Raw genomic sequence first — 19,244 nt, 5'->3', positions numbered from 1 at the left:
GGGCGCCGTGCACACGGGGGAAGGCGCGCAGCGACTTAGGGGGTGCTTCATTTCAGCCTTTGCGCATGACCACGGCCAGCACGAGCATGGACAGCACCAGGCTGATCCACACCGAAGGCTCGGCCTCCAGCGAGAACCACTGCACCATCCTCTCGCCCAGGCCCACCCAGGCCAGATTGACATAGGCCGCCAGCAGCAGCCCGATGAACAGCCGGTCCCCGCGCGTCGTCGCCATCGGCAGCCAGCCCTTGCGCATCACGGTCGGGCTGCGCAACTCCCACAGCGTCATGCCCACCAGCATCAGCACGATGCAACTGAAGAACACCGCCACCGGCAGCGTCCAGGCCATCCAGGAAAACATTGACGAGTCCTTTCAGAAACAAAAACCACTGCCCGTCGAAACTGGCGCGGCCCCAAGCGAGGGACAGCGAGCAAGGGCCGCCCCGCCGCGAGGCTGTCGTCCCCCTCCCCCGCGAAGCGGGTAGAGAGGGGGAAGCGGCGTAAGCCGCTCAGGGGGTGCCTCAAACCCTTCCCATAGCGAAACCCTTGGCGATGTAATGCCGCACGAACCAGATCACGATGGCGCCCGGCACGATGGTCAGCACGCCGGCCGCAGCCAGCGTCGCCCAGTCCATGCCCGAGGCCGAGACGGTGCGCGTCATGGTCGCCACGATGGGCTTGGCGTTCACGCTGGTCAGCGTGCGCGCCAGCAGCAGCTCCACCCAGCTGAACATGAAGCAGAAGAAGGCCGCCACGCCCACGCCGGCCTTGATCAGCGGCAGGAAGATGGTGAGGAAAAAGCGCGGGAAGGAGTAGCCGTCGATATAGGCCGTCTCGTCGATCTCGCGCGGGATGCCGCTCATGAAGCCTTCCAGGATCCAGACGGCCAGCGGCACGTTGAACAGCAGGTGCGCCAGGGCCACGGCGATGTGCGTGTCCATCAGGCCTACCGTGGTGTAGAGCTGGAAGAAGGGCAGCAGGAAGACGGCCGGCGGCGTCATGCGGTTGGTCAGCAGCCAGAAGAACACATGCTTGTCGCCCAGGAACTGGTAGCGCGAGAACGCATAGGCCGCCGGCAGCGCCACCGTGAGCGAGATCACGGTGTTGATGGCCACGTAGATCAGGCTGTTGATGTAGCCCGAGTACCAGGAGGCGTCGGTGAAGATGGTTTGGTAGTTGGCCCAGGTGAAATGCTGGGGCCACAGCGAGAAGCTGGACAGGATCTCCTCGTTGGTCTTGAAGCTCATGTTGACCATCCAGTAGATGGGCAGCACGGCGAACAGCAGGTAGGCGACCAGGAACAGCGTGCGCTTGTGGAAACGGCGTTCAGTCATGGCCGGCTCCTTCTTTGTCTGCCGTACCCACGCGCTGCATCCAGTTGTAGAGGATGAAGCACAGCAGCAGGATGATGAGGAAATAGATCAGCGAGAAGGCAGCCGCCGGCCCGAGGTCGAACTGGCCCACGGCCTTTTGCGTGAGGTACTGCGACAGGAAGGTGGTCGCATTGCCGGGCCCGCCGCCCGTGAGCACGAAGGGCTCGGTGTAGATCATGAAGCTGTCCATGAAGCGCAGCAGCACGGCAATCATCAGCACGCCGCGCATCTTGGGCAGCTGGATGTAGCGGAACACCGCGAACTTGCTGGCGCCGTCGATGCGCGCGGCCTGGTAGTAGGCGTCGGGAATGGAGCGCAGGCCCGCGTAGCACAGCAGGGCCACCAGCGGCGTCCAGTGCCAGACATCCATGACCAGCACGGTGAGCCAGGCATGGGTGGCATTGCCCGTGTAGTTGTAGTCCACGCCCAGCGCGTTGAGCGCCGCGCCCAGCAGTCCGATGTCGGCGCGGCCGTAGATCTGCCAGATGGTGCCGACCACGTTCCAAGGAATCAGCAGCGACAGCGAGACCACGACCAGCACGGCCGAAGCCTTCCAGCCCTGGGCCGGCATGGAAAGCGCCAGCGCGATGCCCAGCGGGATCTCCACCAGCAGCACGGCCAGCGAAAAGCCGATCTGGCGCAGCAGGGCCGAGTGCAGTTCCTCGTCGCGCATGACCTGGGCAAACCATTCCGTGCCCACGAACACGCGCCGGTCGGGACTGATGATGTCCTGCACCGAGTAGTTCACCACCGTCATCAGCGGGATGATGGCCGAGAAGGCCACGCAGATGATGACCGGCAGGATCAGCAGCCAGGCCTTCTGGTTGACGGGCTTGATTGAACTCATCTCAGGCACCCCTCACGCTAATGCACAAACCGCGGCCTACGAGACCGGAGCTACCCAGCTCAGGGACACCGAGCAAGGGCCGCCCCGCCGCAAGGGTGTCGTCCCCCTCCCGCGTCGCGAGAGAGGGGGAAGCGGCGCAGCCGCTCAGGGGGAGCCTCATACCAGCTCCTCGTTGACGTAGTAGCAGGTGTGGGGGCCCTGCAATTGCACCCAGACGGTCTCGCCCACGGCCGGCAGCGCGGCATCGGCGCCGCAGCGCAGCTTGAGCAGCCGCTCGCCCAGGCGCGCCACCAGCAACTGGTGCGTGCCCACGTCCTGCACGCGCTCCACCGTGCAGGCCACGGCGCCGGGCGCGTCGGCCGAGGCCAGTGCCAGGTACTCGGGACGTATGCCCAGGCTCAGGGGCAGGCCGGGCGCCACGCTGGCCAGTGCGGCGGGCCGGGGCAGGTACTGGCCCTCGGCCAGCAGCCGGCCGCCGTCCTGCTGCAACGGCACGAAGTTCATGCCCGGCGAGCCGATGAAGTGGCCGACGAAGGCGTGGCTGGGCCGCTCGAAAAGCTGGGCGGGCGTGCCCACCTGCACGGCGCGCCCGCGCGTCATGACCACAACGTGCTCGGCAAAGGTCAGGGCCTCCACCTGGTCGTGCGTCACATAGATCAGCGTGAGGCGCAGTTCATGGTGGATCTGCTTGAGCTTGCGGCGCAGCTGCCACTTGAGCTGGGGGTCGATCACCGTGAGCGGCTCGTCGAACAGCACGGCCGAGACATCGGGCCGCACCAGGCCCCGGCCCAGCGAGATCTTCTGCTTGGCATCGGCCGACAGGCCGGCTGCGCGCTGGTCGAGCTGGCCGCTCATCTCCAGCATCTCGGCGATCTGGCCGACCCGCGCGCGGATGCGCTCCTCGGGCATGCGGCGGTTCTTCAGCGGAAAGGCCAGGTTCTCGGCCACGGTCATGGTGTCGTAGATCACCGGGAACTGGAACACCTGGGCGATGTTGCGTTCCTGGGGCGTGGCGCGCGTCATGTCGCGGCCGTCGAACAGCACCTTGCCCTGCGAGGGGACCAGCAGGCCCGACATGATGTTGAGCATGGTGGTCTTGCCGCAGCCCGAGGGGCCGAGCAGCGCATAGGCGCCGCCGTCCTCGAAGACCATGTCCAGCGGCAGCAGCGCGTAGTCGCTGTCCTGCTGCGGGTTCGGCTTGTAGGAGTGGGCCAGATCGAGTTCTATGCGGGCCATCTCATCGTCCTCCGGGCCGCGCCGGCGCCAGCAGCAGCGCGCCGTCCGTGCCGAAAACGTAGGCATGGGCCGGGTCCAGGTGCAGCGTGACCGCGCTGCCCAGGTCCAGGTGGTGCACGCCCGTGACCTGGGCCACCAGCTCGCCCCAGGGCGTGGTGGCATGCACGAAGGTGTCGGAGCCCGAAATCTCGGCCAGTTCCACCACGCCCTGCAGCGCCAGATCGCCGGGCCGAGGCTGCAGGCGCAGGGCGCTGGCGCGCAGGCCCAGGGTCAGTGGGCCGGACGCGGCCAGGTCCGCAGGCAGCGCCACGGGCAGCCGCGCGCCGCCCGGCAGTTCCAGCCCGCCCTCCACGGCACTGGCCACGATCAGGTTCATGGGCGGATCACTGAAGGCGCGCGCCACGCGCAGCGAATTCGGCTGATGGAAGACCTCGGCCGTGGGGCCGTACTGCAGCAGTTCGCCCTCATACAGCACAGCCGTATAACCACCCAGCAGCAGGGCCTCGCCGGGCTCGGTGGTGGCATAGACCACGGTGGAGTCGCCCGTGGAGAACAGCTGGGTCAGCTCCTCGCGCAGTTCCTCGCGCAGCTTGTAGTCGAGGTTGACCAGGGGCTCGTCCAGCAGCATCAGCGGAGCGCCCTTGGCCAGGGCGCGCGCCAGCGCCACGCGCTGCTGCTGGCCGCCCGACAGCTCGGCCGGGTAGCGGTCCAGGAACATCTCTATGTGCAGCCGCTGGGCCAGGGCGCGCACGCGCTGCGCCACATCGCGGTCGCCGCGCAGCTTGAGCGGCGAGGCGATGTTGTCCGCCACCGTGAGCGAGGGATAGTTGATGAACTGCTGGTAGACCATGGCCACGTTGCGCTCGCGCACGGGCATGCCGGTCACATCGACGCCATCGGCGCGCACACGGCCTTCGGTGGGCACGTCCAGGCCGGCCATGATGCGCATCAGGCTGGTCTTGCCGGCCTGCGTGGCACCCAGCAGCACGGTCACCGCGCCGCTTTCCAGTTCAAGGTGCATGGGGTGCAGCCAGGTCTGGCCGCCCACGCGTTTGCTGATTCTCTCCAACACCAGTTCCACGACCGCCCTCACTGACGAGGCCGCCTGCGGGGGCAGCGATTGAACAAGGAGAAACACCTTGCTTCAGGCGGCAATTGCGCGCCATCCGAAAGCAAGAACGTGATCATTTTTGTTCTTTCCAGATCGCAGCCCATCAACACATACCCTAGGTGCTGTTCTTTTTTCTTCGTTTTAAAGTTCTCCAACCCACGGCCGGCCAGGGGCAAATGCGCTATAACCCGGTCGCCCCGCCTTGTTTGCCTGAGAACGCACCAGATCTGGAATCGCCGCCGTGAACACCAATCCCCGACAACTACAGCTGCTCGACGAAGTGCGCAGCCGCCAGTCCACTTCGGTGGAGCAGCTGGCCGAGATCCTGGGCGTGACCCTGCAGACCGTGCGCCGCGACATACAGAAGCTGGCCGATGCGGGCCTGATGGTGCGCTTTCACGGCGGCGTGCGCGTGCCCAGCGCCACGGTGGAGAACCTGGGCCACACCCAGCGCCAGGTGCTGCATGCCGAAGGCAAGTCGCGCATTGCGCGCGCCGTGGCCGAGGCCATTCCCAACGGCTGCTCGCTGATCCTGAACATCGGCACCACCACCGAGGCCGTGGCCCAGGCCCTGCTCAAGCACCGGGGCCTGCGCGTGATCACCAACAACCTCAACGTGGCGGCCATCCTCAGCTCCAACGCGGACTGCGAAGTCATCGTGGCCGGCGGCGTGGTGCGCACGCGCGACCGGGGCATCGTGGGCGAGGCGGCCGTGGACTTCATCCGCCAGTTCAAGGTGGATATCGCCCTGATCGGCATCTCGGCCATCGAGCCCGACGGCAGCCTGCGCGACTTCGACATGCGCGAAGTCAAGGTGGCCCAGACCATCATTGCCCAGTCGCGCGAGGTGTGGCTGGCCGCCGACCACAGCAAGTTCCACCGCCAGGCCATGGTGGAGCTGGCACGCCTGGACCAGATCGACCGCCTGTTCACCGATACCGCGCCCCCTGCCCCGTTCGATGCCCTTCTGCGCGAAGCCGAGGTGCAATGCGTGGTGGCGCAATAAGTTTTCCGCAGCCGCTGCGCCACCGCCCGCACAGGACACGCGCACCGGCCCTGCTTTTCCTGGATACCGCACCATGACCTATCTGCTTGCCCTGGACCAGGGCACCTCCAGCTCGCGCAGCATCGTCTTCGACACCCAGGGCCGCATCGTGGCCTCGGCCCAGCTGGAGCTGCCGCAGATCTATCCCCGGCCCGGCTGGGTCGAGCACGATCCGCGCGAGATCTGGCGCACCCAGCTGGCCACGGCGCGCGAGGCCCTGGCCAAGGCCGGGCTGGCGGCAGCCGACATCCGCGCCCTGGGCATCACCAACCAGCGCGAGACCACCGTGGTCTGGAACCGCGCCACGGGCCAGCCCATACACCACGCCATCGTCTGGCAGGACCGCCGCGCCGAGCCGCTGTGCGCCCAGCTGCGCGAGGCAGGCCATGCCGACACCATCCAGCGCAAGACCGGCCTGCTGATCGACGCCTATTTCTCGGGCACCAAGCTGCGCTGGATCCTGGACAACGTCAACGGCGCACGCGCCGCCGCCGAGCGTGGCGAACTGGCCTTCGGCACCGTGGACAGCTGGCTGATCTGGCAACTCACGGGCGGGCGCCGCCATGTGACCGATGTCTCCAACGCCAGCCGCACCATGCTGTTCAACGTCCACACCAACCAGTGGGACGACGATCTGCTGGCGCTGCTGGAGATTCCGCGCGCGCTGATGCCCGAGGTGCTGCCCTCGGCAGCGGACTTCGGCCACACGGCCGCCGAAGTGCTGGGCGGCGAGATCGCCATCGGCGGTGTGGCCGGCGACCAGCAAAGCGCCCTCTTCGGCCAGGCCTGCTTTTCGGCCGGCATGGCCAAGAACACCTATGGCACGGGCTGCTTCATGCTCATGCACACGGGCGGCGTGTTCCAGACCTCTGCCAACGGCCTGCTGACCACCGCTGCGGCACAGCCCACCGCTGCGCCAGCCTATGCGCTGGAAGGCAGCGTCTTCGTGGGCGGCGCCGTGGTCCAGTGGCTGCGCGACGGGCTGCGCGCCATCGAGCACAGCGGCCAGGTACAGCAGCTGGCCGAGAGCGTGCCCGATTCGGGCGGCGTGATGATGGTGCCGGCCTTCACGGGACTGGGCGCCCCCTACTGGAAGCCCGATGCGCGCGGCACCATCACGGGCCTGACGCGCGGCACCACCATTGCCCACATCGCGCGGGCCGCGCTTGAATCCATCGCCTTCCAGAGTGCCGCACTGCTGCTGGCCATGAGCCGCGACGCGGTGGCCAGCGGCGGCGCGCCGGTCAGCGAACTGCGCGTGGACGGCGGCGCCTGCGTCAACAACCTGCTCATGCAGTTCCAGGCCGACCTGCTGGGCATTCCCGTCGTGCGTCCGGCCTGCGTGGAGACCACGGCCCTGGGCGCTGCCTACCTGGCGGGCCTGTCCTCGGGCGTATACCAGAGCACCGAGGAACTGTCGGCGCTGTGGAAGGCCGAGCGCCGCTTCGTGCCCACGCTGGACAAGCACCGCGCCGACGAGCTGATGGCGCGCTGGGAGCATGCGGTGGCCCAGACCGCGCTGGCGGCCTGACAACGGGCTCACGGCCTTGTTCAAGGCGGCCAGCCTGGTGCTTTCCGGCCTGCTGCTGGCCGGCTGCGCCGCGCCGCCCCAGGCCCTGCCGGCCCCGCAGCCCACGGCATGCGCGCGCCTGCAATGGCTGGGCAGCACCACGATTGCGCGCGACGAACCCATCCATGGCGCCACCACCGGCGGCATCTCGGGCCTGGACTACGACGCCCAGCGCGGCGACTTCGTGGCCATCAGCGATGACCGCTCGGCGCGCGGCCCCGCGCGCTGGATGCGCCTGCGCATAGAGCAGCTGGACGCCGGCCAGCGCGCCGGCCCCAACCCCTGGCAGGCGCAGGTCACCGAAGTGCATCCGCTGCTGGATGCCGGGGGCCGCTGGCTGCGCCCGCGCCATGCCGCGCCCGCCACCCAGCCCGTGCCCGACCCCGAAGCCATCCGCCTGCTGCCGGACGGCGGCCTGCTGTGGACCGACGAAGGCGACCCGGGCCGGGGCTTTGGCACCTCGCTGGTGAAAGCCGATGCGCAAGGCCGCCAGCTTGCGCGCTGGCTCCATCCCTTCAAGGACGAGGCCGGCGTGCCGGGCCTGCGCCCGAACTTCGGCTTCGAAGGGCTGGCCGTGACGCCGGACGGCCAACAGGCCTGGCTGGCCCTGGAGGCGCCGTTGCGCCAGGATGGGCCGCGCGCCAGCGCCGGCTCGGCGGGCGCGCCCGTGCGCATCAGCCTGGTCAGCCTGGACGATGGCCGGCTGCTGCGCCAGATCGCCTACCAGCCCGATGCCGTGCCGGCCGCCAGCTGGGCCCTGCCCCGGCGCGAGGTCAACGGCATCAGCGAGATCCTGCTGGACGGCCCCGGCCACCTGCTGGTGCTGGAGCGCTCCTACAGCCCGGGCCACGGCTTTGGCGCGCGGCTGTACCGCATCGGCCTGGATGCGCCTGACACGCTGGCCCTGGCCAGCTTCGCGCAAACGCCGCCACAAGTGGCGGTCAAGCAACTGGTGGCCGATCTGTCAACCGTGCAGCCCGGCCGGCTGGACAACATGGAAGCCATGTCCTGGGGCCCGCCGCTGCCCGATGGCACGCGCGTGCTGGTGTTCGCCGGCGACGACAACTTCAACCCGGCGCAGGCCAACCAGATCCTGATCACGGCCTACCGTCATCCGGAGCCCTGCGTGTTCTGAAACAGCTTCGGGATTCTCCGTGGGTGCGCAAATTCACGCGGCCCGAACGCCAGGGGAACACGCTCTAAACTCTTCGTTTTCCTTCTCCAACGGCACCAGCATGAACACCGTTTCCACAGCCTCCCCTGTCATCGCCTTCATCGGTGGCGGCAACATGGCCAGCGCCATCATCGGCGGACTGATCGGCCAGGGCCAATCCGCAGACCGCATCGTCGTCGTCGAACCCTTCGAGGCTGCACGCGACGCGCTGCGCACGAACTTCGGCATCACGGCCCATGCCGATGCTGCGGCCGCCGCCAGCGCGCTGGACGGAGCCGCCATCGTGGTCTGGGCCGTCAAGCCCCAGACCTTCAAGGAAGCCGCCCAGGCCGTGGCACCGCACACCGCCCAGGCCCTGCACCTGAGCGTGGCCGCCGGCATTCCCACGGACTCCATCGCCCAGTGGCTGGGCACGGGCCGCATCGTGCGTGCCATGCCCAACACGCCGGCCCTGGTGGGCAAGGGCATGACGGGCCTGTTCGCATGCGCCCAGGTCGATGCCGCTGGCAAGAGCGCCATCGAGCAGGTCGTTGCCACCACGGGCCAGTTCGTCTGGGTCGACCAGGAAGCGCACCTGGATGCCGTGACCGCACTGTCGGGCTCGGGCCCGGCCTATGTCTTCCTGTTCCTGGAAGCCATGACACAGGCCGGCGTGGACATGGGCCTCACGGCCGAGCAGTCCTACCGCCTGGGCGTGGCCACCTTCCAGGGCGCATCGGAACTGGCCGCCCGCTCCACCGAAAGCGCCGACGTGCTGCGCCAGCGCGTCACCAGCAAGGGCGGCACCACCCACGCCGCCATCACCCACATGCAGGCGCAACAGGTGCCCGAGCATTTCGTGGCAGCCATGCGGGCAGCGGAAACACGGGCCAAGGAGCTGGCCGCCGAATTCGGCCGCTGAGCCCGGCGCAGCGCGCCCCAGGCTCCATGCAAAAGGGAGGCACCGGCCTCCCTTGTTTTTTCAGCCCTGAACCCTCAGCGCAGCGCAAACCCCAGTGCCACGCCCGCGAACAGGCTGGCACCGATCCAGTGGCTCTTGCTGAAGGCCACGAAGCAACCCTCGCGCGTGCGGTGGCGGATCAGGGTGAAGTGCCAGATCACCTGGGCCGCGGCCACGGCCAGGCCCAGCCAGAGAGGCCAGGCCAGGCCGTAGGGCGCCAGCGCCCAGGCGGTGAGCAGGCCGCAGAGCATGAAAAATCCCATGACGGCCGCCACGTCGAAGCGCCCCAGGGTGATGGCCGAGGTCTTCATGCCGATCCTGAGGTCGTCGTCGCGGTCCACCATGGCGTATTCGGTGTCATAGGCCAGCACCAGGAACATGTTGGCGAGCCACAGAATCCAGGCCGTGGCCGGCACCTGGCCCTGCACGGCGGCGAAGGCGATGACGATGCCGAAGTTGAAGGCAATGCCCAGGAAGGCCTGGGGCATGGCGAAGAAGCGCTTGGTGAACGGGTAGAGGATGGTGAACAGCACGGCGGGCACGGACCAGGCCACGGCCTCCCAGCGCGTGGTCAGCACCAGGCCCAGCGAGACCAGGGCCAGGGCCGCGCCCAGCAGGGCGGCCTCCTTGACCGAGACCTGCCCCGAGGTGATGGGGCGCTGGGTGGTGCGCTTGACGTGGCGGTCGAAATCGCGGTCGGCGATGTCGTTGATGCAGCAGCCGGCGCTGCGCATCAGCACCGTTCCCAGCACGAAGACCACCAGCAGATGCCAGCCCGGAAACCCGCCCGCTGCCACCCACAGTGCGGCCAGCGTGGGCCAGACCAGGACCAGCCAGCCGGCCGGCCGGTTGAAGCGGACCAGGTCCAGATAGAGCGACAGTTTGCTGCGCCGGGGCGCAGGCATGGGCGTAGAGGAGGTGGTGGGCATGGCGTCTGGGCGCCGATGGCGGCCGTGGGCCGGCCATCGCACGCATCACATTCGAAAATGCCCGCATTGTCGCCGCTGGGCGGGCGGGCTCGGCGGCGCGCCTCAGCAGCGCCTGCCGGCAACGCGGGTTTGCGCCCACTCCACGGCACAGATCACCAGCGCCATCCAGGCCAGGCCCAGCAGCCAGCCGGCCAGCACATCGCTGGCATAGTGCACGCGCAGCACCACGCGGCTGGCGCCCACGCCCAGGGCGACAGCCAGGGCCGCCAGGCCCACGGGCCAGCGCCAGGCCGGGCGCAGGTACGGCAGCAGCAGCCAGGCCAGCATCAGATAGAGCACGAAGGTGCCCGCGCTGTGGCCGCTGGGGAAGCTGAAGCCGCCCTCAGGCACCCAGCCACCCACGGGGCGCGGACGGCCCACGCTGGTCTTGATGGCGCGTATCCACAGGCCCACGCCAGCCGTGGCCACCACCCAGGCGGCCGCATGCAGCCAGTCGCGCCGCCACAGCAGCAGCGCCAGCACGGCGGCCGACAGCGACACCATCCAGGCCACATTGCCCAGTTGGGTGAAGGCGACCACGGGGCGCACCCAGGCATCGGTGGCATGGCCGGCCAGCCACAGGTGCAGGGCTTCGTCGAGCACCGGCCAGTCGGTGCAGGCGGTGCAGCCTGCGGGCTGGGCCAGGCCCAGCATGTCGCGCACCATCACGGCCAGTGCCAGCAAGGCCAGCCCGCCGGCGGCAGCCAGGCCCAGCCATGCGGCCCGTGGCATGGGCAGGCCTGCGTGGCGCAGCCGGGCCATGGCAGGCAGGCGCAGATAGAAAAAAAGGCCGCCCAGGGCGGCCAGTACCAGGCACAGGCCGCCCGTGGCGGCGTGTGCGTCAATCCAGGTCCAGAGCATGCGGTGGCATCACTCCCGGGCCAGGGTGGGTACGCGCAGGGACTGGCGTCTGCGCAGCATCAGTCTTCGAGCAGCGCGCGCAGCATCCAGGCGGTCTGCTCGTGCACGGTCAGGCGCTGGGTCAGCAGGTCGGCCGTGGGTTCGTCGCTGGCCTTGTCGGCCAGGGGGAACAGGCTGCGCGCCGTGCGGGCCACGGCCTCGTGGCCGGCGACCAGGATGCGCACCATCTCCAGGGCCTTGGGTGGGTCGTGGGGCACGTCGGCCAGGCTGGTGAGCTTGCCGAAGTCGGCATAGGAGCCCGGCGCGAAATGGCCCAGCGCACGGATGCGCTCGGCGATGGGATCGACGGCGTTCCACAGCTCCGTGTACTGCCCCATGAACATGGTATGCAGCGTGTTGAACATCGGACCGGTGACGTTCCAGTGGAAGTTGTGCGTGGTCAGATACAGCGTGTAGGTGTCGGCCAGCAGGGCCGACAGGCCCTTGGCGATGGCCGCGCGATCCTTGTCGCTGATGCCGATATGGATGGCGGAGGAGCGCACGGACGCCGGTGCCACGTCAGCCAGCGCGGCCTTTGCAGGCTGCACTGCCTTGTCGGCCTTGTCGGCCTGCACGGCCTCTGGCTTCTTCGCACCGGACTTGTCTTTGCTGGCATTTTTGGCCATGGGATCCCTTTCAGCTTCGTACAAACGGAAGATGCTCCCGGCAGGTCGCCCGGGAGCCAGTTGCAACGATAACGCAAGTGCAGCGGCCCCACGGGCCCGGCGCACGTGCCGGCGCGGTCATCAGGACAGGCGTTTGACGCCGGGCAAGGCGCAGGCGTAGACCGCGTTGCGCAGGGCGGCGATGGCCTCGTAGCGCGTGAAGCTGCGGCGCCAGGCCAGGACCACGCGCCGTGTCGGCGGGGCCGAGCCGTCGTCCTCGAGGATAGGCAGGTAGCGGATGTGCGGCTCGTCGGTCTTGCGGCGGCGCGCCGTGGTCTCCAGCGCATCGGCGGGCACGGACAGGCGCGGCACCAGGGTCACGCCCATGCCGGCGGCCACCATGTGCTTGATGGTCTCCAGCGAAGAGCCCTCGAAGGTACGGCGAATGCCTTCGGCATTGCTGGCATAGCGTGCGAACTCGGGGCAGACCTGGAGCACATGGTCGCGGAAGCAGTGGCCCGAGCCCAGCAGCAGCATGGTCTCGTTCTTGAGATCGCTGGTGGAGACATGGTCCTTCTGGGCCAGCGCATGGGTGCTGGGAACGGCGGCCATGAAGGGCTCGTCGTACAGCGGCGCCAGCGCCAGGCCGGTGTCGGGGAAGGGCTCGGCGACGATGGCGCAGTCGATCTCGCCGGTGCGCAGCATCTCCAGCAGCTTGATGGTGTAGTTCTCCTGCAGCATCAGCGGCATCTGCGGCGTGCGCATGATGGAGTTGCGCACCAGGTCAGGCAGCAGGTAGGGGCCGATGGTGTAGATCACACCCAGGGTGAGCACGCCGGACAGCGGGTCCTTGCCGCGCTTGGCGATTTCCTTGATCTCGGCGGCCTGCTCCAGCACGCTTTGCGCCTGACGGATGATCTCCTCGCCCAGCGACGTGACCGACACCTCGCCGGCACTGCGCTCGAAGAGCTTGACATCGAGCTCCTCCTCCAGCTTCTTGATCGCCACGGACAACGTGGGCTGGGACACATAACAGGCTTCGGCGGCGCGGCCAAAATGCTTTTCACGTGCCACGGCCACGATGTATTTGAGTTCGGTAAGTGTCATTGGCGAGCTGTGTCTGGGAGGGAGCCTCGGAAAATACGATGGTCTTACACCAAGAACCTGTGCCGGAACCTTTGTGCAATCAGGCCTTGCGGCCCGCTTGCCGGGGTGCTCCCCTCAAAAGTTCCTGCACAGGTTCTAGGATTTGTCCTATTTCGATTGTGCCAGTCCTCGTCCGCGCATGACCACTGCGCGCTCCCCGACCCGCCGGCTTTTTGTATTTATCCACCTACTGCAGCGGCCGGCGCATCCGGTCGCGCTGCTGCATGAGCTGGTCCATGCCTATCAATGCAGCCAGGCCTATGGCCACGATCACGGTAAAGACCGGAAGGTCCAGGGCGCTGATCACGGCAAAGCCTTGCGGCCTAGCATAACGCTGTGTCTCTGAAATGCATACGAAGTCCGCTGCGGCCATGCCGGTGTAGTGCATGGAACAGACCGCCGCGCCCATGACGGCAGCGGCCAGCGCACGCATGCCCGGCGAGCTGGTGCGAAACGACAGCCACAGCGCGGCGCTGGCCGCGGCAACAGCGATGCCCACGGACAGCAGCACGGTGGGAACGGACCAGACGATGAAGCCCGGAAAGCGCATGCCGTACATGCCCAGGTAATGCATGAAGGCCACGCCCAGGCCCAGCAGGGTGCCCGCGCCCAGCACGCGCGCCCCGCTTTCGGGACGCCGCGCCACAAAGACCAGCGCCACCGAGGTGGCGGCAACGGCGGCGCACAGGGACGCCAGGGTTTCGATCATGGAGTAGCCCGACCCCATGCCCAGGTTCAGCGCCAGCATGCCCGTGAAATGCATGGACCACACGCCGATGCCGCCCAGCGCCGTGCCCGCAGCCAGCAGGTTCAGCCAGCTGATGCCCGCGCGTCCCCGGATGCGCTGCGCCGCGGTCAGGGCCACGAAGGAACCCAATACGGCAATCCCATAGGACAAGGCCACCAGGCCCATGCGCCAGGAGGTCTCGACGATCTCATTCGCTTGAACGGCTTCATTCATGTTGGCAGCTCCTCATTTGCAGAAAAATGGGACAACACAAGAGTGATCGCGGCCGTCCTCCCCGTGGGGGAGGCTTGGCAGGCCATCCCCTCCCGGATGGAGCTACCCTGTTTTTTTGTGACTCAATGTACCAAAAGGTCACAAATATTCAATGCGGCAACGGGACTGCGCTGTCACCGCCATGACGGCATGAAGCGCTGCATTTCGCAGGCTACAACGCGTGTGGAAACCATGCCTGGTGCGGGCTGCAGGCCTGCGGAAGATGCCAACGCCAGGCAGCGGCCAAACACGTAAAAATACGTAACACAATCACCCGACAGGAATGGAACGGGCCGATCAGGCCTTGAGGAATTCGGCCTTGCCGCCCAGCCAGCGGCCCACATGGCGCAGGGCCAGTTGCGGGTGCTGCTCCAGCATGCGCGGCGCCAGTTCGCGTGCCCAGTCGAGCAGCATGAGGTCCTGCTCCAGATCGGCGAAGCGCAGCATGGGCGCCCCCGATTGGCGCGCACCGAGGAATTCGCCGGGGCCGCGGATCTCCAGGTCGCGCCGCGCGATCTCGAAGCCGTCATTGGTCTCGGCCATGGCGCGCAGCCGGTCCTTGGCCGTCTCGCCCAGGCGCCCGCTGTCTCCCACCGAATACAGCAGCACGCAGGCCGAGGCCGCCGCACCCCGCCCCACGCGACCGCGCAGCTGGTGCAGCTGGGACAGGCCGAAGCGCTCCGCATGCTCGATGACCATGAGCGAGGCGTTGGGCACGTCCACGCCCACTTCGATCACCGTGGTGGAGACCAGCACGCCCATGACACCGGCGGAGAACAGCTCCATCACGGCCTTCTTCTCGGCCGTGGGCATGCGCGAGTGCAGCAGGCCGACCATGACGCTGGGCAGCATCTCGCTCAGATAGGCATGGGTGGCCGTGGCGTTGGACAGGTCCAGCGCCTCGCTTTCCTCGATCAGCGGGCAGACCCAGTAGACCTGGCGCCCTTCCGCGACCTGGGCGCCTATGCGCTCGATGACCTCGTCCTTGCGGCTGTCGGCAATGAGCTTGGTGACGATGGGCGTGCGGCCCGGCGGCAGCTCGTCGATGGTGGACACATCCAGGTCGGCGTAGTAGCTCATGGCCAGGGTGCGCGGAATGGGCGTGGCGCTCATCATCAGCAGATGGGGCTCCATGCCCGAGGCCGCGAGTTTCTGGCGCAGCGCAAGCCGCTGGGCCACGCCGAAGCGGTGCTGCTCGTCGATGACGGCCAGCGCCAGGTTCTTGAACTGCACCTGGTCCTGGATGACGGCGTGCGTGCCCACGACCAGGGCCGCCTCGCCGCTGCGGACCAGCTCCAGCATGGCGGTGCGTTCCTTCTTCTTCTGCGCGCCGGCCAGCCAGGCCACGCGCTTGCCCAGCGGGGCCAGCAGCGGCTCCAGCCAGCCGACCAGCTTGCCGAAATGCTGCTCGGCCAGGATTTCGGTGGGCGCCATCAGCGCGCACTGCCAGCCGGCCTCGATGCAGGCCACGGCCGACAGCGCCGCCACCACGGTCTTGCCCGATCCCACATCGCCCTGCAGCAGCCGGTGCATGGGCATGCGGCGCTCCATGTCGGCAAGGATCTCGGCCACCACGCGCTGCTGGGCGCCGGTCAGGCCAAAGGGCAATTGGTCCAGGAACTGGCGCGCCAGGCCCTGGGCGCTGTCCATGGGCAGAGCGCGCAGCACGGGCGCCCTGAGCCGCGCGCGCTCGCGCTTGGCCTCGTATTGGGACAGTTGCTGGGCCAGCAGCTCCTCGGCCTTCAGGCGCTGCCAGGCCGGGTGCGAATGGTCTTCCAGCGTGGCCAGGGCCACATCGGGCGTGGGGTGGTGCAGGAACTGCAGCGCATCGCGCAGGCTGAACAGCGGCGGCAGCCCGCCGTTGCCATGGAACTGCGCCACGGGCGGATGCTCGCCCTGGGGCAGCGTATCGGAGAGATCGGCGCGCAGCATGGCCGTGACCGCCGCACGGCGGATGTAGGCCTGGGGCAGGCCCGCCACCGTGGGATAGACGGGCGTGAGTGCGGTGGGCAGGTCGCCGCCGGCCGCGCGAAACGCCGGGTGCAGCATCTGCCGGCCCCAGAAGCCGCCCTTGACCTCGCCGCGGATGCGCAGCCGCGCGCCCACGGACAGGGTCTTCTGGTGCGAGGGGTAGAAGCTGAAGAAGGTCAGCACGCATTCGGCCGTGCCATCGTCCACCGTGACCTTGAGCATGCGGCGCGGGCGCAGCTGCACCTCGCTGTGGGTCACCGTGGCCTCGATCTGCACCGTGTCGCCCTCGCGGGCATTGCGCAGCGGGGTGATGCGCGTCTCGTCCTCATAGCGCAGCGGCAGGTGCAGTGCCAGATCGATGTCGCGCACCAGGCCCATCTTCTGCAGCGCCTTCTGCGCGGCGCTGGCCGCGGGCTTGGCGGGCGCTGCGGGCTTGTCTGCCGCCTTCTCCGCTGCCTTGCCGCCCTTGCCTGCGGCCTTTGCCTTGCCGGCACGCGCGGCCTTGCCGCCGGGGGCGTCGCGCCCCAGATCTGGGAAGGCAGAGGAGACGTTCAAGGGCATGGGCTATCCTGTTTCAGAGCATGCGCATGGGCATGCATGCATAGTGTATGAATATACAGGTGTAGGCAACACGCCACGTTCATGCCGGATGCCCTTGCCCAAAGCACCCTTGAGGCCCCGGGTCTCTGGGGAAGCCGCTACCATGCACGCTGACGTTACGTAGTGTTACCCCGCCACCGAATGCCATGTTGAAGCGTATCAATGTCCAGCATGTCACTCTGGGCATGTTCCTGCACGAGTTCTGCGGCTCCTGGATGGAGCATCCTTTTTGGCGAACCCGTTTCCTGCTCCGCTCCGAGGCAGATCTCCAGCGCCTGCGCTCCACCTCCATCCAGGAGGTCTGGATCGACGTGCGCAAGGGCCTGGACGTGGGTGTCCAGGTGCCTTGCCTGCGCTTTGATCCGCAGGACGAGCTTCGCCACCAGATCCCGGACAGCGCGCGCCCTGTCTCCGAGCAGAGCACGGCCCCCATTTCCACCGCCACCGAGCTGCGCCGCGCCGCGCAGACCTGCGTGCAGGCCAGGCAATTGCTCAGCCGCCTGTTCAGCGACGCGCGGCTGGGCCGGCCCGTGGACGCCACGGCCGCCGGGCAGCTGGTGGACGATGTGACGGCCTCCGTGGCGCGCAATCCCCACGCCCTGATCGGCCTGGCACGGCTGAAGACGGCCGACGACTACACCTACATGCACAGCCTGGCCGTGTGCGCGCTGATGGTGGCCCTGGCCAAGCGCATGGGCCTGGACGACCACAGCCTGCGCAAGGCCGGCATGGCCGGTCTCATGCACGACCTGGGCAAGACCGCGATCCCGGTCGCCGTGCTCAACAAGCCCGGGCCGCTGGACGATGCGGAATGGGCGCTGATGCGCGCCCACCCACGCCATGGCGAACAGCTGCTGCGCCCGCTGGGCCTGGACGACGAGGTCATCGATGCCTGCCTGCACCACCACGAGAAGGTGGACGGCAGCGGCTACCCCGACGGCCTGCAGCAGGGCGACATCGGCCTGCTGGCACGCATGACGGCGATCTGCGATGTCTACGACGCCATCACCTCGGATCGTCCCTACAAGAAGGGCTGGCCGCCCTCGGAGGCACTGCGGCGCATGGCCGAGTGGAGCCCCCGCCATTTCGACAAGCGGCTGTTCGAGCAGTTCGTGCAGACCGTGGGCATCTATCCGCTGGGCTCGCTGGTGCGCCTGCATTCGCAGCGCCTGGCCGTCGTGGTCGATGCCTCGCCGGGCAGCCTGCTGGCTCCGCGCGTCAAGGTGTTCTATTCGCTGCGCCAGGCCTGCCGCATCACGCCCGAGATCGAGGACCTGTCCGAGAGCCAGGGCAACGACCGCATCATCGCACGCGAAGACCCGGCGAACTGGGACTTTCCGGATCTGGAGACGCTGTGGCTGGAGTTCGAGCGCCAGCCCCAGGCCCAGATGGCCAAGTGACCACCGCGAAATGCCGGGGATGACCCCAGGGTTTGCGACAATGGCGGACTTCCGTTCAACGAACTTGGAACGGGCCATGTCCGGCCCTCAAGCACTGCATGTCCTCCCTGTCCCGTGTGTTTTCGCTCAGCGATTTCGACTTCGAGCTTCCTGAGAACCTGATCGCCCAGCATCCTGCCGCCCAGCGCAGCGCCTCGCGCCTGCTCGACGGCCGAGACGATGCCACCCCGCCCACCGACCGCATCTTCCACGAGCTGCCCGACCTGCTGCAGCCCGGCGACCTGCTGGTGTTCAACGACACGCGCGTTCTCAAGGCGCGCATCTTCGGCGAGAAGGCCAGCGGCGGCCGGCTGGAGCTGCTGGTCGAGCGCGTGCTCGAAGGCAACGATGTCGTGGCCCACATGCGCGTCAGCAAGAAGCCCCTGCCCGGCTCGCGCATCCACCTGTGCGGCGGCAAGAACCGAGGCGGCTTCGACGCCGTGCTGCGCGGCCGCTGGCCCGACGAGAACGGCCCGCTGTTCCACCTGAGCTTCGAAGGCCCGCGCGGCGAGACGCCGCACGAGCTGATGGAGCGCTTCGGTCACCTGCCGCTGCCGCCCTATATCGAGCGCCACCAGGACACCGGCAACGACCCCGACGCCGCCGAAGACAGCGAGCGCTACCAGACCGTCTTCGCGGCCCGCCCCGGCGCCGTGGCCGCGCCCACGGCCGCCCTGCACTTTGACGACGCCGTGCTGGCCCGCCTGGCCGAGCGCGGCATCGAGCGCGCCAGCGTCACGCTGCACGTGGGCGCCGGCACCTTCCAGCCCGTGAAGACCGAGAACCTGGCCGACCACCAGATGCACAGCGAGTGGTACGAGATCCCGCTGGCCACGCTGGCCTCGCTGGAACGCTGCCGCCAGCGCGGCGGCCGCGTCGTCGCCGTGGGCACGACCACGGTGCGCACGCTGGAGTCCTGGGCCCAGACAGGCCAGTTCTCCGGCGACACGCGCATCTTCATCACGCCCGGCTTCGAGTACCAGGTGGTCGATCTGCTGATCACCAACTTCCACCTGCCCAAGAGCACGCTGATGATGCTGGTCAGCGCCTTCGCGGGCTATGAGCAGGTGATGGCGCTGTACCGCCATGCGATTGCGCAGGAGTACCGTTTCTTCAGCTATGGCGATTCCATGCTGTTGAAAAGAAGCACCCCCTGAGCGGCTTACGCCGCTTCCCCCGTTGCACGGCGCCTCTCTACCCGCTTCGCGGGGGAGGGGGGCATACGGGCAGCCGGCGACACCCTCGCGGCGGGGCGGCGCGGCCGGCTTAGGCCCTTGCTTGGTGTCCCTCGCCTCAGGCCGCGCCAGGTTCAAGCGCCA

At 68.1% G+C, this 19,244-nt stretch carries 17 protein-coding genes; 6 read left to right on the top strand and 11 right to left on the bottom strand.

The window, feature by feature from the left end:
• Window positions 1-52: 52 nt before the first annotated feature.
• From A9976_RS00320 to A9976_RS00300, 5 genes are all read right to left on the bottom strand, one after another.
• Window positions 53-361, bottom strand: a complete 309-nt coding sequence (locus tag A9976_RS00320) for a DUF2160 domain-containing protein (RefSeq protein ID WP_043820414.1) — start codon at window positions 359-361, stop codon at window positions 53-55.
• Window positions 362-521: 160 nt separating this feature from the next.
• Window positions 522-1,334, bottom strand: coding sequence for a carbohydrate ABC transporter permease (locus A9976_RS00315; protein ID WP_183017334.1), 813 nt, complete (start codon window positions 1,332-1,334; stop codon window positions 522-524).
• Window positions 1,327-2,220 carry a carbohydrate ABC transporter permease gene (locus A9976_RS00310; protein ID WP_183017333.1) on the bottom strand — a complete coding sequence of 298 codons (894 nt, stop codon included), beginning with the start codon at window positions 2,218-2,220 and terminating at the stop codon, window positions 1,327-1,329. The genes A9976_RS00315 and A9976_RS00310 overlap by 8 nt, the downstream gene beginning before the upstream one ends.
• Before the next feature lie 156 nt (window positions 2,221-2,376).
• Window positions 2,377-3,456: an ABC transporter ATP-binding protein gene (locus A9976_RS00305; protein ID WP_183017332.1), complete on the bottom strand. Its 1,080-nt coding sequence runs from the start codon at window positions 3,454-3,456 to the stop codon at window positions 2,377-2,379.
• A gap of 1 nt (window position 3,457) precedes the next feature.
• Entirely contained in the window at window positions 3,458-4,537 is a 1,080-nt protein-coding gene (locus tag A9976_RS00300) for an ABC transporter ATP-binding protein (protein WP_183017331.1), read from the bottom strand.
• A 271-nt stretch (window positions 4,538-4,808) separates the two neighbouring features.
• Between A9976_RS00300 and A9976_RS00295 the strand changes: the two genes are divergently transcribed.
• The 4 genes from A9976_RS00295 to proC all read left to right on the top strand — a co-directional run bounded on the left by A9976_RS00295 (window position 4,809) and on the right by proC (window position 9,257).
• Window positions 4,809-5,573 (top strand): DeoR/GlpR family DNA-binding transcription regulator, encoded by a 765-nt coding sequence (locus tag A9976_RS00295; protein WP_012202956.1) that lies wholly within the window; start codon window positions 4,809-4,811, stop codon window positions 5,571-5,573.
• 73 nt (window positions 5,574-5,646) lie between these two features.
• Entirely contained in the window at window positions 5,647-7,143 is a 1,497-nt protein-coding gene (gene glpK, locus A9976_RS00290) for a glycerol kinase GlpK (RefSeq protein ID WP_183017330.1), read from the top strand.
• Window positions 7,112-8,317, top strand: a complete 1,206-nt coding sequence (locus tag A9976_RS00285) for an esterase-like activity of phytase family protein (protein WP_183017329.1) — start codon at window positions 7,112-7,114, stop codon at window positions 8,315-8,317. Before glpK ends, A9976_RS00285 begins: the two co-directional genes overlap by 32 nt.
• Before the next feature lie 100 nt (window positions 8,318-8,417).
• Window positions 8,418-9,257: a pyrroline-5-carboxylate reductase gene (gene proC / locus A9976_RS00280; RefSeq protein ID WP_183017328.1), complete on the top strand. Its 840-nt coding sequence runs from the start codon at window positions 8,418-8,420 to the stop codon at window positions 9,255-9,257.
• Between the two features lie 74 nt (window positions 9,258-9,331).
• On the opposite strand, the gene ubiA is transcribed toward proC, so the two are convergent.
• From ubiA to recG, 6 genes are all read right to left on the bottom strand, one after another.
• Window positions 9,332-10,201, bottom strand: coding sequence for a 4-hydroxybenzoate octaprenyltransferase (gene ubiA / locus A9976_RS00275; protein ID WP_183017368.1), 870 nt, complete (start codon window positions 10,199-10,201; stop codon window positions 9,332-9,334).
• Between the two features lie 126 nt (window positions 10,202-10,327).
• The gene (locus tag A9976_RS00270; protein WP_183017327.1) at window positions 10,328-11,125 is read right to left on the bottom strand and encodes a phosphatase PAP2 family protein; all 798 of its coding nucleotides are present in this window, start codon (window positions 11,123-11,125) and stop codon (window positions 10,328-10,330) included.
• 59 nt (window positions 11,126-11,184) lie between these two features.
• On the bottom strand, window positions 11,185-11,790 hold the full coding sequence (locus A9976_RS00265) for a Dps family protein (RefSeq protein WP_043822499.1): 606 nt from the start codon (window positions 11,788-11,790) through the stop codon (window positions 11,185-11,187).
• 120 nt (window positions 11,791-11,910) lie between these two features.
• On the bottom strand, window positions 11,911-12,876 hold the full coding sequence (locus A9976_RS00260) for a LysR substrate-binding domain-containing protein (RefSeq protein WP_013804463.1): 966 nt from the start codon (window positions 12,874-12,876) through the stop codon (window positions 11,911-11,913).
• A 226-nt stretch (window positions 12,877-13,102) separates the two neighbouring features.
• Window positions 13,103-13,876 (bottom strand): MHYT domain-containing protein, encoded by a 774-nt coding sequence (locus tag A9976_RS00255; RefSeq protein ID WP_183017326.1) that lies wholly within the window; start codon window positions 13,874-13,876, stop codon window positions 13,103-13,105.
• A 336-nt stretch (window positions 13,877-14,212) separates the two neighbouring features.
• Window positions 14,213-16,447 (bottom strand): ATP-dependent DNA helicase RecG, encoded by a 2,235-nt coding sequence (gene recG / locus A9976_RS00250; protein WP_183017325.1) that lies wholly within the window; start codon window positions 16,445-16,447, stop codon window positions 14,213-14,215.
• Between the two features lie 185 nt (window positions 16,448-16,632).
• Here recG and A9976_RS00245 point away from each other — a divergent pair, with 185 nt between their 5' ends.
• Both A9976_RS00245 and queA read left to right on the top strand, forming a co-directional pair.
• Window positions 16,633-17,886: an HD-GYP domain-containing protein gene (locus A9976_RS00245; protein WP_183017324.1), complete on the top strand. Its 1,254-nt coding sequence runs from the start codon at window positions 16,633-16,635 to the stop codon at window positions 17,884-17,886.
• Between the two features lie 98 nt (window positions 17,887-17,984).
• Window positions 17,985-19,082 (top strand): tRNA preQ1(34) S-adenosylmethionine ribosyltransferase-isomerase QueA, encoded by a 1,098-nt coding sequence (queA, locus tag A9976_RS00240; protein ID WP_183017323.1) that lies wholly within the window; start codon window positions 17,985-17,987, stop codon window positions 19,080-19,082.
• Window positions 19,083-19,244 lie beyond the last annotated feature (162 nt).

The organism is Delftia sp. UME58 (assembly GCF_014170385.1).
GTDB classification, from domain to species: domain Bacteria; phylum Pseudomonadota; class Gammaproteobacteria; order Burkholderiales; family Burkholderiaceae_C; genus Comamonas; species Comamonas acidovorans.
This window is presented reverse-complemented; position numbering and strand designations above follow the sequence as displayed.